12 protein-coding genes are annotated in these 13,587 nt (G+C 63.0%); 9 read left to right on the plus strand and 3 right to left on the minus strand.

Features of this window, described 5'->3' with window-relative positions; all coding sequences use genetic code 11:
• Nucleotides 1–22: 22 nt before the first annotated feature.
• Genes R4P64_RS08155 through R4P64_RS08165 form a run of 3 tightly spaced genes read right to left on the minus strand, consistent with a single transcriptional unit; the run spans nt 23 to nt 3,062 of the window.
• Nucleotides 23–844 carry a carotenoid biosynthesis protein gene (locus tag R4P64_RS08155; RefSeq protein WP_317820527.1) on the minus strand — a complete coding sequence of 274 codons (822 nt, stop codon included), beginning with the start codon at nt 842–844 and terminating at the stop codon, nt 23–25.
• Nucleotides 844–2,424 carry an NAD(P)/FAD-dependent oxidoreductase gene (locus R4P64_RS08160; protein ID WP_317820529.1) on the minus strand — a complete coding sequence of 527 codons (1,581 nt, stop codon included), beginning with the start codon at nt 2,422–2,424 and terminating at the stop codon, nt 844–846. The genes R4P64_RS08155 and R4P64_RS08160 overlap by 1 nt, the downstream gene beginning before the upstream one ends.
• Before the next feature lie 5 nt (nt 2,425–2,429).
• Nucleotides 2,430–3,062 carry an N-acetyltransferase gene (locus tag R4P64_RS08165; RefSeq protein WP_317820195.1) on the minus strand — a complete coding sequence of 211 codons (633 nt, stop codon included), beginning with the start codon at nt 3,060–3,062 and terminating at the stop codon, nt 2,430–2,432.
• Nucleotides 3,063–3,243: 181 nt separating this feature from the next.
• Here R4P64_RS08165 and R4P64_RS08170 point away from each other — a divergent pair, with 181 nt between their 5' ends.
• The 9 genes from R4P64_RS08170 (at nt 3,244) to mraY (ending at nt 13,587) form a co-directional block, all read left to right on the plus strand.
• Nucleotides 3,244–3,801, plus strand: a complete 558-nt coding sequence (locus R4P64_RS08170) for an SAV_6107 family HEPN domain-containing protein (protein ID WP_317820197.1) — start codon at nt 3,244–3,246, stop codon at nt 3,799–3,801.
• 238 nt (nt 3,802–4,039) lie between these two features.
• Nucleotides 4,040–4,486 (plus strand): DUF3040 domain-containing protein, encoded by a 447-nt coding sequence (locus tag R4P64_RS08175; RefSeq protein WP_033231008.1) that lies wholly within the window; start codon nt 4,040–4,042, stop codon nt 4,484–4,486.
• Between the two features lie 532 nt (nt 4,487–5,018).
• On the plus strand, nt 5,019–5,450 hold the full coding sequence (gene mraZ, locus R4P64_RS08180; RefSeq protein ID WP_033231007.1) for a division/cell wall cluster transcriptional repressor MraZ: 432 nt from the start codon (nt 5,019–5,021) through the stop codon (nt 5,448–5,450).
• A 158-nt stretch (nt 5,451–5,608) separates the two neighbouring features.
• Nucleotides 5,609–6,622 (plus strand): 16S rRNA (cytosine(1402)-N(4))-methyltransferase RsmH, encoded by a 1,014-nt coding sequence (gene rsmH, locus R4P64_RS08185; protein WP_045071103.1) that lies wholly within the window; start codon nt 5,609–5,611, stop codon nt 6,620–6,622.
• Nucleotides 6,619–7,287, plus strand: coding sequence for a hypothetical protein (locus tag R4P64_RS08190; protein WP_095886503.1), 669 nt, complete (start codon nt 6,619–6,621; stop codon nt 7,285–7,287). The genes rsmH and R4P64_RS08190 overlap by 4 nt, the downstream gene beginning before the upstream one ends.
• Nucleotides 7,284–9,227 carry a penicillin-binding protein 2 gene (locus R4P64_RS08195; RefSeq protein WP_317541614.1) on the plus strand — a complete coding sequence of 648 codons (1,944 nt, stop codon included), beginning with the start codon at nt 7,284–7,286 and terminating at the stop codon, nt 9,225–9,227. The genes R4P64_RS08190 and R4P64_RS08195 overlap by 4 nt, the downstream gene beginning before the upstream one ends.
• Nucleotides 9,228–9,380: 153 nt before the next feature.
• Nucleotides 9,381–11,012 (plus strand): UDP-N-acetylmuramoyl-L-alanyl-D-glutamate--2,6-diaminopimelate ligase, encoded by a 1,632-nt coding sequence (locus R4P64_RS08200; RefSeq protein ID WP_317820530.1) that lies wholly within the window; start codon nt 9,381–9,383, stop codon nt 11,010–11,012.
• Entirely contained in the window at nt 11,009–12,508 is a 1,500-nt protein-coding gene (locus tag R4P64_RS08205; protein WP_033231004.1) for a UDP-N-acetylmuramoyl-tripeptide--D-alanyl-D-alanine ligase, read from the plus strand. The genes R4P64_RS08200 and R4P64_RS08205 overlap by 4 nt, the downstream gene beginning before the upstream one ends.
• Nucleotides 12,505–13,587, plus strand: a complete 1,083-nt coding sequence (mraY, locus tag R4P64_RS08210; RefSeq protein WP_033231003.1) for a phospho-N-acetylmuramoyl-pentapeptide-transferase — start codon at nt 12,505–12,507, stop codon at nt 13,585–13,587. The genes R4P64_RS08205 and mraY overlap by 4 nt, the downstream gene beginning before the upstream one ends.

Here is a 13,587-nt window from a genome sequence, read left to right on the forward strand (position 1 = left end):
GTGCCAGCCGCTGCATCGGTAGTCAGCTACGAGGGGGTGTGTCGGCGTGGGAAGTCCGAGATCGGGCGAACGCGACGCCGAAGGTGGCAAGAAGCCAGACCCCGAGAATTCCCATTACGACAAACCCGTACATCGCCGAGTAGCGCAGCTCGGGTGCACTGAGGAACACGGCGTGCGCGAGGGCAGAACCGAGCCACGTCCACAGAAACAGGCCGTAGGGAACGGCGTCGGAGACCGTCGGCCTTTCGTATCGACTCGCGATCGCTTCCATGATCGATGCCATGATCAGACCGATCGCGATCCACCCCGCGTAGTTTGTCAGGGGAATGTGAGCGATGCCGGAAAGTCCCGCGTTGTCGACACACCATGCCCATTGATCGTCGGCCACCATCTGTGGATCGAGATACAGATCCCAGCCGACCAACCCTGTGACTGTGAGCGCGACGCGGCCGATTCGCCGTGAGGCCGGCGTGAACCGCCGAACCAGGCGAGTGGCCACACACCAGATCGGATAGAAGCCAGCAGTCCAGGCGAACGGCACGATCAGCGGCACACCGGACAACGCCGGACCGAGTCGGTCGACGCTGTACCCGTAACAGCCGTACGGCATTCCTGTGGCGGTACCCACTATCTCCGACGCCAGCCCGACCCCCGCGGTGACTGCGATCAGCGCGGCGGTCCACACAACGCCACGGTTGATCGCCGCGTGGCTGATTGACGCGGCGGCCAGTAAACCCACCACGGCGATCGTCACGGCATCGCGAGAGCTGCCGTCCACCAACGGATACACGATCTGCGCGCCGATCGCCGCCAACGCCAGAATCAGCGGAACACGTTGGCGGATCACGTCCTTCGACGTATCCGGCGCAGCAACGACGTGCCGCGCCGCTCGGACAGTGCAATGCGCGCAGCGCTGCGCCCACTCGCTCCGGACACACCACCGCCGGGGTGCGTCGACGCGCCGGTGAGGTAGAGGCCCTCTGCGCCGGGGACGCGGTGCGCTGACAACTCGGGCAGTGGGCGCCACATCATCATCTGATCGAGGGACATCTCGACGTGCATGACGTTGCCGCCGATCAACCCCATCTCGGACTCGATGTCGCGCGGAGTCTGGATGTGCCGCTGGCGGATGCTGTCGGTGAAACCGGGCGCCGACGCCTCCATCTCGGCGACCACGCGATCGGCTTCGGACTCCGCGAGCGACGCCCAGTCGCGATCTGCGCTCAGTCGATACGGCTGCCACTGTGACCACAAAGTCACTTGATGCTCGTTCGGGGGAGCGATACTCGGATCGATCCCACTGAAACTCATACCGAGAACCGCGGGGCGCGGGGGAAGTTCGCCGCCGAGCGCTGCTCCGTGAGCAGTCCGTAGGTGTGCGCGATCGGACACCAGAAGTTGCAGGCCGGACGTGCTCTCGGCAATCGACGCAGACGGGTACCGCGGAAGCGCCGATGTTGCCAATCGCAGGACCATGCCGATTCCCGGACCGACGCGGATCCGCCGACGCCACCGATCCAGTGTGGCTGCGTCGAAGCCTCCGTTGCCCAGTAGATCCAACGTCGTCAAGATGTGGCAGCCGGCGATGACGGTGCGAGCCCGAACCTGGTGTCCACCGGCAGTTCTCACGGTCCAGTGATCGCCGTCGCGGGTCAGCGACGTCACGGCGTCGCCGAGGCTGACGACGCCTCCGTCCGTCTTCAGCCTCGAGATGAGGGCGGCGCTGAGTGCGCCACTGCCCCCAACGGCGCGCCCCGGCGGAAGAACGTGCATGAGCGCGGCAAAACCAACCATCGGCGCGGTGCCCGGCTCCGACATCGGTGGTCCTGATTGCGCTCCGAACCAGGCGAGTGCGGCTTTGAGTGGTTCGCTGTCGAAGTACTCGTCCAGGAGCGCGTCACCGGTCGCGAGGAACTGGCGCGCGAGATCGCTCCCGCCGCTCCCGGTGTCGAGGCCCCAGAACGACGACAGCAGATTGGGTCCGGTGGGCGGGGCGGAAAATGCCCGCATCACCCGCGCGCTGCGCTCCGACCAGATATTCACGAACCTGCGGTAGGCGTCGGCATCACGTGTGCCACATGCTTGTTCGATGGATCGGCAGGTGGCGTCGAGGTCGCGGTGGAACACGATTCCCGGGCAATCCGAACCGGCGGGAGGTGGCGCGTACGCCCAGGGATCGCAATCGATGTACCGAAGTCCGTGGGCCGCAAGCCCGAGTTCCTCGATGATTCCGGTGTGCCGAATCATGATGTGCGCGGACGAACCACGATCGACTTTGTGTCCCGGAAATCGTTCGATCGTCGAGACGGCCCCGCCGGCGACGGTGTCTTTCTCGAGCACCTGGACCGACCAGCCTTCGCGTGCGAGGTAGGCCGCCGAGACCAGCGCGTTGTGCCCGGCACCGACAACTACTGCGTCGAGAATCGCGGTCACAGCGGCAATCCTCGTCCGAGCACGGCAAACGGTCGACTGTCTCCGGCAAAGCGGAATCGCCTGAGCACGTCCTGAAATCCCAGTCGCCGATACAACCGCCACGCACGGTTGTCTTCGTCGTACACCTCGGGAGTGGACAGGAGAACGGAGCGCTCCATCCGATCTCGCAAGAGATGCCGAAGCAGGGATTCACCCAGGCGATGTCCCTGGCCACTGGGATGGACGTGGAGTTCGGTCAGTTCGAAGTAATCGTCGAGAATGGCCGAGATCTCGGACTGCGGCCGACCGCTGCGACGCAGTCCGTGCAACACCTGTTGGTGCCACCACTGGTCCGAACTTCCGCGATAGCCGTAGGCGATTCCGATCAGGGGAGCGACGGTGTTCGCAGGAGCAACAGAGTTTTCCGGAGCAACAGTGTCCTCTTGTCCGGCGCAGGCGCCGACGGCTTTCCATCCCGGTCTGGTCGAGTGCTCCGTCCACATCGGCGCGCGGTGGAACTCGGTGCCACGCGGATAGTCCATCGCGGTGACGTACACGGACAGTGCCTCGTGCAGTCGATTCGCGAATTCCTCGCGGTCGAGGTCGACCGTGTACGGAGTCCAGGCGATCTGCGGGTCGACTGGTCTCACCTCTTCTCTTGACTACTTGTCGGTGGGTGCAGTTATATTGAATAGGTCGAACGAATGTTCGATAAGGGTGATCTGGAAATGACACCCGAGGTGGGGATGCCCGAAGGGAAGCGGGCATCCCCGCCGCACCAGATTTCGATCCTTGTGAATGCAATCCCCTTTGGCGCGGGAGGTGCCCCGGATGTCCGATCGAGCGAAGTCCGAAAGAACACCGAAGTCCGAAAGGGCGCTGCCGGCGGAACTGGCGTGCCCCTCGCGGTCGGCGCTGTCACGGCTCCCGAAGTCAGCGAAAATGCCGGGGCGAGTGGCGCGATCGTCCGCCGCCGCGTTCTCCGGAAGTGGGTCCGCAGGCGGACTCGCGTGGAATCTGTTGGGGAAGGCCGATTCATTGTTGGCGGAGTCCATCGGAGCAGGAGACGCGTCAGAACGCTTTCGATGCGCCTATCTGGCAGCGTTGCGCGGCGCTGGAGCAGTTCTGGCTGTGGGTGCGACGGGAAGTGGACGGCGTAAGAAGAGCGGGAACGCATGGACCCGGTTGGACGCGGACGCACCCACTTTCGGTGCGTGGTCGAGTTACTTCGCCGGCTGGTCGAACACCCGGGCGGCGGTCGAAACAGGCATGCAGGTGGATCTCAGCGACGCTGATGCCGATGGATTTTCTGTCGAAGTAGGCAGATTTCTGACTGCGGTCGAAGATTTTGTCGGCCAGGCTCATCGAATCGACCTGAGAGCATCCTGAAATTTTTGATGTCTGAGATGGCCGAATTCAGAGAAAATGCAGGTTCTGTGGCCTGATGGGGCCTGATTTACGGTTCGGCCGGGCAAATACGTACGCTTGTGGCATAACTCGTACCCAGAGTTGGTGGTCCGCGACCTAAACTGCTCGTAGTATAAAAAGCAGGTAGTCGTTCACGTTGACTACCCGCCACCTCACACCGTGGGGTGGTTGCCTAACTTCCAGTGCCGGGGGAGGTACCGTGCCACTCTCCGAGCACGAGCAGCGCATGCTCGATCAGATCGAGAGCGCTCTCTATGCCGAAGACCCCAAGTTCGCCTCCAATGTGAGGGGCGGCCGTATGAGGGCGCCGTCGAGTAGACGGCGTTTTCAAGCTGCGGCGCTCTTTGTTGTGGGCTTGATCCTGTTGATTGCAGGCCTTCAAGTCCTCAAACTGGGCTCATTTCCGATTCTCAGCTTGGTCGGGTTCCTGTGTATGTTCGGCGCCGGCGTCATGCTCTTGTGGGGCGGCGGTCGACGGACTGGGACACCAACTGCGGACGGCGCTCAGGCCGGTGAACACCAGTCCGGGCCTCCAGGCGCGGGTGGGTCGAGCGGCGGCCGAGGGCATTCACGCGGTCGACGATCAGGTGGGGGATTCTCTTCCCGAATGGAAGATCGATTCCGTCGCCGGTTCGAGCAGGACTAGCTCTGACGCAAGCTGATGATCCCGTCGGCCAGTTCGGCGGGAGAGTCACGGTGGTCAATTTCACCTGAATTGTTCCACCTGTGCGGGTGGCGCGTGCGCCCTCGCAAGCGACATAACTCATAACAAAACATGACGGTCGGCAACCACTGGTTGCCGGCCGTCTGTCGCGTTATCGGGGGACCATGGTCCCCTCCACTTTCCTCCCCTGCTATGGGTAGTTCTGGCGTAAAGATGGGCGCATGGGGCTGCGGGAATCCGCCGTACTCGTTGAGCTGGACTTATAGGTCGAATGTGGGCCTGTGTGACGTAGGGCGGAGCACGTCGGTGATGTGCGTGGGGACACTGCTGACGAAAATTCCCCAACTCTCCCCACCTGCTTTGAGCTGCTAATACTCAGCAAATCAGCCCGGTTAGTGCCCGGTAGCTCCTTGTGTGTGGGGGAAAGTGGGGTACTGTGGGTGCGGGCGGAGAGCTTGAAGCCGTATTTCGCCCAAACGGGAGGGTTTCGGCGAAAGCTCGCAGGAGGTGTCGAGTGTTCCTCGGAACCTTCACGCCGAAGCTCGACGACAAAGGCCGGCTCACCTTGCCGGCCAAGTTCCGAGAAGAGTTGTCAGGAGGGTTGATGATCACCAAGAGTCAGGATCACAGCCTTGCTGTCTATCCCCGGGACGAGTTCGTCAAGCTGGCTCGTAAAGCAGCGGCAGCTCCACGTAATGATCCGGCCGCACGAGCGTATGTTCGCGCTCTGGCAGCCGGCACGGATGAACAGCACGCCGATGCCCAGGGGCGAATCACCCTCTCGGCTGATCATCGGCGTTACGCAAACCTTTCCAAGGAATGCGTAGTGACCGGGTCTGTCGACTACCTCGAAATCTGGGATCTCGAAGCCTGGGAGAGGTATCTCGGAGACAACGAAGAGGACTATTCCCAAGCAATTGGCGAATCTCTCAGCGAGATCGTCTAGGCGGATAGTTTGTGGCGAATGCCACGAGGCCTCTGCCCGGAAAGGCCCTGACGCACTTCCCCAGCGCCAGGTTCTCCTTCGGGCAGGGACCTCGGAGCATTCGCCCGTTCGAGCAGTCATTCTTCATCGGAATCATGAAAGTAGGAGCCGGAGCACACATGGTTGATCGCGAGGTGAACGAACCCTCGGACACCGACGGCTTCGCGCACGTTCCTGTTCTTCTGCACCGCGCAGACGACCTCCTCGGTCCCGCTATCACTGCGGTCGGTGACGGCGGCGCCGGCGCTGTCATGATCGACGCGACACTCGGCCTGGGTGGGCATTCCGAGTTCTTTCTCGGAAAGTACCCGGGACTGCACCTCATCGGTCTCGATCGCGACACCAATGCGCTGGCAATCGCGTCGGAGCGTCTTGCTCCCTTCGCCGACCGAACGACGTTCGTACACACCACCTATGACGGCATCGAAGATGCGCTCGAGCAGGCGGGCCTGCCGACGACGGAGTCGGTTCATGCGATTCTCTTCGACCTCGGTGTTTCCTCGATGCAGTTGGACGAAGCTGATCGTGGTTTTGCGTATTCGATAGACGCACCGTTGGACATGCGGATGGACCAGACCGTCGGGCTCACCGCGGCCGAGGTTCTCAATACCTACAGCCACGGCGATCTCGCCCGAATTCTGAGTACGTACGGCGAAGAGCGTTTTGCGGGAAAGATTGCGTCCGAGATACTTCGGCAGCGCGAGAAGGAGCCGTTCACCACCAGCGCCGCTCTGGTCGAACTCTTGTATCGGACCATCCCTGCGGCCACCCGTCGCACCGGCGGGCATCCGGCAAAGCGCACGTTCCAAGCTCTGCGGATCGAGGTAAACGCCGAATTGGATTCCTTGCGTGCCGCAGTACCGGCAGGATTGGACGCCCTCGCAGTTGGTGGCCGAGTTGTCTTCATGTCGTACCAGTCGCTCGAGGATCGAGTTGTCAAGGCCGAGTTGGTCCCTCGCTCCAAGTCGACCAGCCCAGAGGGGCTTCCGGTCGAGCTTCCCGGTATGGGTCCGGAGTTCAAGATCCTCACCCGGGGTGCAGAGCGAGCTTCGGAGCAGGAAATCGAGGAGAACCCACGAGCAGCTCCGGTGCGCTTGCGTGCCGCTGAACGCATTGCCAGGAGGCGGGCATGACGAAGCAGAGCACCACCGGGGACGAATCTTCACGTAAGCACCGTTCGGGTGCGGCGCAGCGTGCCTACGAAAAGCGAACGGCTCGGGCGCTCGGGCGCAGCGGGGTGGGTGCCAGTGGCACCGCACTCTCTCGAGGCGGCGAGTTCAAGGCCCGAATTCCGTTTGTAGTCTCCATCATCGGGCTGTTCTCCATCGGACTTGCCGTGACGTTGCTCCTGACGACCCGGTCCGCCGAGGACTCGTATCAACTCAGCGATGCCCGTGAGTTCAATCAGTCTTTGGTGGAGCAGAAGGCTGCTCTCGAGCGCGATTTCCAGTCGCGTAACTCCGCACCGGAGCTTGCCAATCAGGCGAGCGCGCTCGGCATGGTTCCGGCCAAGGATCCGGCCCGCCTTGTTGTCCACCCGGACGGTAGCGTCGAGGTGGTCGGTACACCGGCGCCGGCGAGTGCCGAACCGTTGCCGCCGCTCGACGCACCTGTCGTGGCGTCGCCGCCCCGGGTGGCAACCACCGCACCTTCGGCGCCCCCGGCTGCGCGGACGACTGCGCCGGCTCCACTCAACCCGCAAAACCTCGCTCAGAGTGAGCAATTGATCCCCGTCACGTCCGCTCCTCCGTCCCCGACCACGACGGTGGTGCCGTCTCCGACTGAGGACCGTCGGTGAATCGGGACCCACACTACGACGCGCGCCGACGAGATCCCCAGTACGACGCGCCTCGACGAGATCCACGTCGTAGACCTGAGGGGCAGCGAAGTCCTCGGGGTTCTCGCGGATCGAAGTCTGCGACCTTCCCGTTTCGTCAGCGTGTAGGTCGGTGGACGATGTGTGGGGCGCTTGCCGTTGCAGCGCTGCAGCTGTTGTGGATTCAAGGCGTCGACGCTCCGAGCCTCGCTGCGGAGTCGGCCAATCAGCGCACGACGACTCAGATCGATCCGGCGGTTCGAGGATCGATCACGGATCGGAACGGCACGACGCTCGCATTCACGATGGAAGCGAAGGCGCTGACGTTCCAGCCGAAAGCCGTTCGCAAAGAACTGGAAGAAGCCCGGACCAAGAGCATCGAAGCGGGTGTCGAACCAGATCAGCAGGCACCCGAAGTGTCGACCCGGCTGGCCGAGATCGCGGCCGGAGTCCACGCGAAGCTGGGTGATGCAGCCCCGGAAAAGGACATTCTCGCGAAGTTGAACAGCGAGGAGACGTTTGTCTATCTGGCGCGAAGCGTCGATCCGGCTGTGGCAGCTGAGATTTCGGACAGCTTCCGTGAGGTCGGCCTCGAACGCCAGGATATCCGCGAGTATCCGGGCGGCTCACTCGCGGCCAATATGGTCGGTGCAACCGGGTGGGACGGGCACGGCCTCCTCGGCCTCGAGGATTCGATGGACTCGACCCTTGCCGGTATAGACGGTTCCCAGACCTACGACCGCGGCAGTGACGGCGCTGTGATTCCGGGCAGTTGGCGCGACAAGCAGCCTGCCGTCAACGGCTCCGGCGTTCAGCTTACGATCGATTCCGACCTCCAGTTCTTCGTTCAGCAACAGGTGCAGATTGCGAAGGACAAATCAGGTGCGAAGAACGCGTCGGTTGTCGTCCAGGACGTTGCGACCGGTCAGGTTCTGGCAATGGCCAATGACAACACGTTCAACCCTGGGATCGGTCTGGAAAATAATCTGCGGTCGGTCGAGACTGGCAATCTGTCGGTCACGAGCCCGTTCGAGCCCGGTTCCGTGAACAAAATCATCACCGCGGCGGCGGCCGTCGAGGACGGATTGACCACACCGGACGAGGTTCTGCAGGTTCCGGGAAGCATCACGATGTCGGGGGCGACGGTCAAGGACGCGTGGGATCACGGTGTGGTTCCGTACACCTCTACTGGTGTGTTCGGGAAGTCGTCCAATGTCGGAACGCTCATGCTCGCCGAGCGGATCGGCGAGGATAGGTTTGCCGAGATGCTCGACAAGTTCGGTTTGGGACAGCGCACCGAGGTCGGGCTTCCCGACGAGAGTGCCGGCTTGGTCCCCAGCCGCGACCAGTGGTCCGGTGGCACGTTTGCCAACTTGCCGATCGGTCAGGGCTTGTCCATGACTTTGCTGCAGATGACTGGCATGTACCAGGCGATTGCCAATGACGGCGTTCGTATTCCGCCGCGCATCGTCAAGTCCACCGAGAACTCGTCAGGGGAGCGAACCGAAGCGCCGCAGCCTGACGGTATCGAGGTGGTGAGCCCGGAAACAGCGGCGACAGTTCGGGACATGTTCCGCTCGGTCACGCAGGACGACACCGGAAATCAGCGCGGCACGGGTGTGGCTGCGGGCGTAGAGGGCTATCAGGTCAGCGGCAAGACCGGCACCGCACAGCAGATCGATCCGGCGTGCAAGTGCTACTCCAACTCCAACTACTGGATCACGTTTGCGGGCATCGCACCGGCAGACAACCCGCGGTTCGTGATCGGAATCATGTTGGATGCTCCCGTTCGCGGTGTCGACGGCGGCGGCGGACAATCGGCCGCACCGTTGTTCCACAACATCGCGTCGTGGATGCTGCAGCGTGACAGCGTGCCGATGTCCCCGGATCCGGGTCGTAAGTTGGTGCTGCAGGCAGACTGATCGAGCGGATCACGATCCACAGTTTCGTCAGGGATCACGATCCACGCGGTCTTCGGGGTGTTCCTGCACGCGGTAATCTCATACGTCGCAGTTTTCGGTTGTCCGAATCTGTGACTGCCATGACCAACGACAATCGCCAGGAGTCGAGTGACAGTGCCGAATCGTTCGCAATCGTCAGAGCCGGGTGTAGCGGTGAACGCACGACCGGCGAATCCGATTGAGACGGCGATCACGGCCTTGGCGGAGTTGTCCGGAGCCCGACTCGACTGGCTGCACGCGGAATGGTCGGGTGCCGGGAAGGCCGCCACCGTCGTATCGGGTGTCGACCTGCGTGCGCAGGACATCGTCGCCGGCGATTTGTTTGCCGCGCTGCCGGGCGCACGCTCGCACGGCGCGCAGTTCGCCGGTGACGCATTGGCCAGTGGAGCTGCCGCGATCTTGACCGACGACGACGGGTTGGCGTTGTTGCGCGCATCGAACCCGGGCGTCGACCGGCCGGTGATGGTTCTCGTTCACCCGAAGCCTCGTGATGTCCTCGGCGAGATCTCGGCTGAGATTTACAGCCGACCGTCGGAGAAGATGCAGGTCATCGGCATCACCGGTACGTCGGGAAAGACCACAACGTCCTACCTGTTGGAAGCGGCGTTGGTCGGTGCGGGACGAAACCCCGGTCTGGTCGGCACCATCGAGACCAGAATCCATGGACGGCGGGTTCCGAGCGCTCTCACCACGCCTGAGGCCCCACACCTCCATGCCTTGTTTGCCGTGATGGCAGAGCAGGGTATCGATACCGTTGTGATGGAAGTGTCGAGTCACGCGCTTTCCCTCGGCCGCGTCGACGGCATCCGATTCGACATCGGAGCGTTCACCAACCTTTCGCAGGATCACCTGGACTTTCACCGAAATTTCGAAGAGTACTTCGCGGCGAAGGCCCGTTTGTTCGATCCGGCGTCCACAGTTCACGCCGAAAGTTCCGTTATCTGCGTCGACGACGTGTGGGGGCGTCGGATGGCTGAAGTGGCATCCGCAGGCGACGTGACAACGGTGGCGACCACGGAAGCCGAGTCCGACTGGAAGGTCGGTTCGGTCGAGGTTGCAGCCGACGGTTCCCAGTTGTTCGACCTTTCCGGACCGAATGAGCAGTCATGGCCGGTGTCCTTGCGACTGCCGGGTCGATACAACGTGGCAAACGCCGCGCTGGCCCTGACGGTGAGCGCGAAGGCCGGTATCGATGTGCAATCGGCGGTGGCGGCGGTGGGATCGGTAGACGTTCCAGGTCGCGTGCAGCGAATCGACCGCGGTCAAGATTTCCTCGCCGTGGTCGACTACGCGCACAAACCCGCCGCGCTCGAGGCTGTCATCGCGACGCTGCGTAATCAGGTTTCCGGACGCGTCGGGGTTGTTGTCGGTGCCGGCGGTGATCGCGATGCGGGTAAACGCGCTTTGATGGGGGAGGCCGGCGCGAGAGGCAGCGATCTGCTGATCGTCACCGACGACAACCCTCGGACCGAAGTACCTGCCACGATTCGCGCAGCAGTGATGGCCGGGGCGCTCGCGGTCCCGGAATCCGAGCGTGGGGTTGTGCTCGAGGTCGGGGACCGCGCGGAAGCGATCGAACAAGCCGTTCGTTGGGCACAGCCCGGCGACGTAGTACTGGTGGCCGGCAAGGGCCACGAAACAGGTCAGGAAATCGACGGGGTCAAGCACCCGTTCGACGACCGCGAGGTGCTGGGAGACGCGATCGACCGGATCGCGATCGACACAGCGCATGGAGGCACGAAATGATCCCGATGACGCTCTCTCGGATTGCCGAGATCGTCGGAGGAACTCTGCACGACGTCGACGATCCGTCGGCAATGGTGACAGGGACCGTCGAATTCGATTCTCGCAGAGTAGGTCCGGGTGGACTGTTCCTGGCGCTGCCAGGCGCCCGCGTCGACGGTCACGAGCACGCCGAAGCAGCTGTTGCGGCCGGTGCGGTAGCTGTGCTCGCCGCGCGGCCGGTGGGAGTACCCGCCATCGTGGTGTCGCCCGCGCAGACGACCGGTCCGAGTTCGGTCATGGCGCTCGAGCACGACGCCGACGGTTCCGGTGCGGCAGTACTGAACGCGTTGGGGCTGTTGGCGCGCGCGGTAGTCGATACGTTGTCGGCGCAAAGCGGTCTCACTGTTGTCGGGATCACCGGATCGGCCGGCAAGACGTCCACCAAGGATCTTGTTGCTGCGGTACTGCGTGGTTCCGGCGAGGTTGTTGCTCCGCCCGGTTCGTTCAACAACGAATTGGGTCACCCGTGGACCGCGCTTCGTGCGGACGAGCAGACCAAATTCCTGGTATTGGAAATGTCGGCCCGCGGCCTCGGTCACATCGCGGAGTTGGCGCGGATCGCTCCGCCCAAGATCGGCGTTGTGCTGAACGTGGGTACTGCGCACCTCGGTGAGTTCGGCTCCCGTGAGGCGATCGCAGCCACCAAAGGTGAACTGGTCGAAGCACTTCCGTCGGCGGCTGATGGCGGCGTCGCCATCCTCAACGCCGATGATCGTATGGTCGCGGCCATGGCGTCGCGGACCGCAGCGCGGGTGGTGTTGGTCGGACAGTCCGAAGGTGCGCACGTGCGCGCGACGGACGTGACCGTCGATGATCAGGCTCGTGCGAGTTTCACTCTGAACTCGGAGAAGGGTTCTGCGCGAATCCGTCTCGCGGTTCACGGTGAACATCAGGTCGGCAACGCGCTTGCCGCGGCCGCAGTTGCACTCGAGAACGGCGTGGAGGTCGCCGAGATCGCCCGCATCCTCGAAGACACCAAGGCCGCGTCGGCCCGGCGCATGGACGTCAGCGACCGCAGCGACGGCGTCACCGTGATCAACGACAGTTACAACGCCAATCCGGACTCGATGCGCGCAGCGCTCAAGGCGTTGGTGTCGATGGCCAGATCGGACCGTCATTTCGGCCGTCGCAGCTGGGCTGTGCTCGGTGAGATGGCGGAACTCGGTCCCGAGTCGGTAGTCGAGCACGATGCGATCGGCCGACTGGCCGTGCGGCTCGACGTCACGAAGCTCATTGTTGTCGGCACCGGTCGTCCGGCCCGCGCGATGCACCAGGGCGCAGTGATGGAGGGCTCATGGGGAGACGAGTCGATGGTTGTCCCGGACGCTGCCGCGGCCTTGAAGGTGCTCGAGGCGGAACTGGAGCCAGGTGATCTGGTGCTGGTCAAGGCTTCACAGTCGATCGGACTCTGGACGGTAGCCGAGGCGGTCCTGGCGCAGAAGCAGGTGTCGGAGTGATCCAGATTCTGCTGGCCGCGGGCATCGCTCTCGCGGTCTCGATCATGCTCACGCCGATTCTGATCAAGGCGTTTGCAAAACAGGGATTCGGCCAGGAGATCCGCACCGAAGGCCCGGCCAGCCACCAGGCGAAGCGCGGAACACCCACGATGGGTGGCGTCGCTATCCTTGCCGGAATCTGGGCGGGGTACTTCGGAACGCATCTCATCGGAATGGGCATCGACGGGGCGGAGGGTCCGACCGCGTCCGGGTTGCTGGTTCTCGGTCTGACAACGGCGCTCGGCGGCGTCGGCTTCCTCGACGACTTCATCAAGATCCGCAAGCAGCGCAATCTCGGTCTGAACAAGACGGCAAAACTGGTGGGGCAGTTTGTCGCGGCCGTGATTTTCGGAATCCTCGCGTTGCAGTTCCGCGGCGCCGACGGTCTCACGCCGGGCAGCGTCCACCTGTCCTACGTGCGTGACATCGCCACGGTGTCGCTCGGTTCGGTCGTCTTCATCGCGTTCTGCTACTTGCTGGTCAGTGCGTGGTCGAATGCCGTCAACCTCACCGACGGCCTCGACGGACTTGCGGCGGGCGCAATGAGCTTCGTTCTCGGCGCCTACGTCATCATCACGTTCTGGCAGTTCCGCAACTCATGCGAAACCAGTCCGGTCAAGGGTTGCTACGACGTGCGTGACCCGCTCGATCTGGCCTTGATCTGCGCTGCCGGCGCCGGAGCGTGTATCGGATTCCTGTGGTGGAACGCCGCTCCCGCAAAGATATTCATGGGTGATACCGGTTCGCTGGCCCTCGGCGGCATGCTTGCCGGACTCTCGATCACCACCAACACCGAACTCTTGATGGTTGTCATCGGCGCACTGTTCGTCGCTGAGGCTGCGTCGGTGGTGATCCAGGTAGCAGTATTCAAGTCCAGCCGTCGACGGGTATTCCGAATGGCACCGTTCCACCATCACTTCGAACTTGCCGGGTGGGCGGAAACCACGGTCATCATCAGATTCTGGCTGCTCGCCGCGATTGCGTCGGCGATCGGGCTTGCACTCTTCTACAGCGAATTCCTCGCAGCTATCGGAGGCTGA

The sequence above is a fragment of the Rhodococcus sp. IEGM 1366 genome, assembly GCF_033142425.1.
In the GTDB taxonomy this organism is placed as follows: domain Bacteria; phylum Actinomycetota; class Actinomycetes; order Mycobacteriales; family Mycobacteriaceae; genus Rhodococcus_F; species Rhodococcus_F globerula.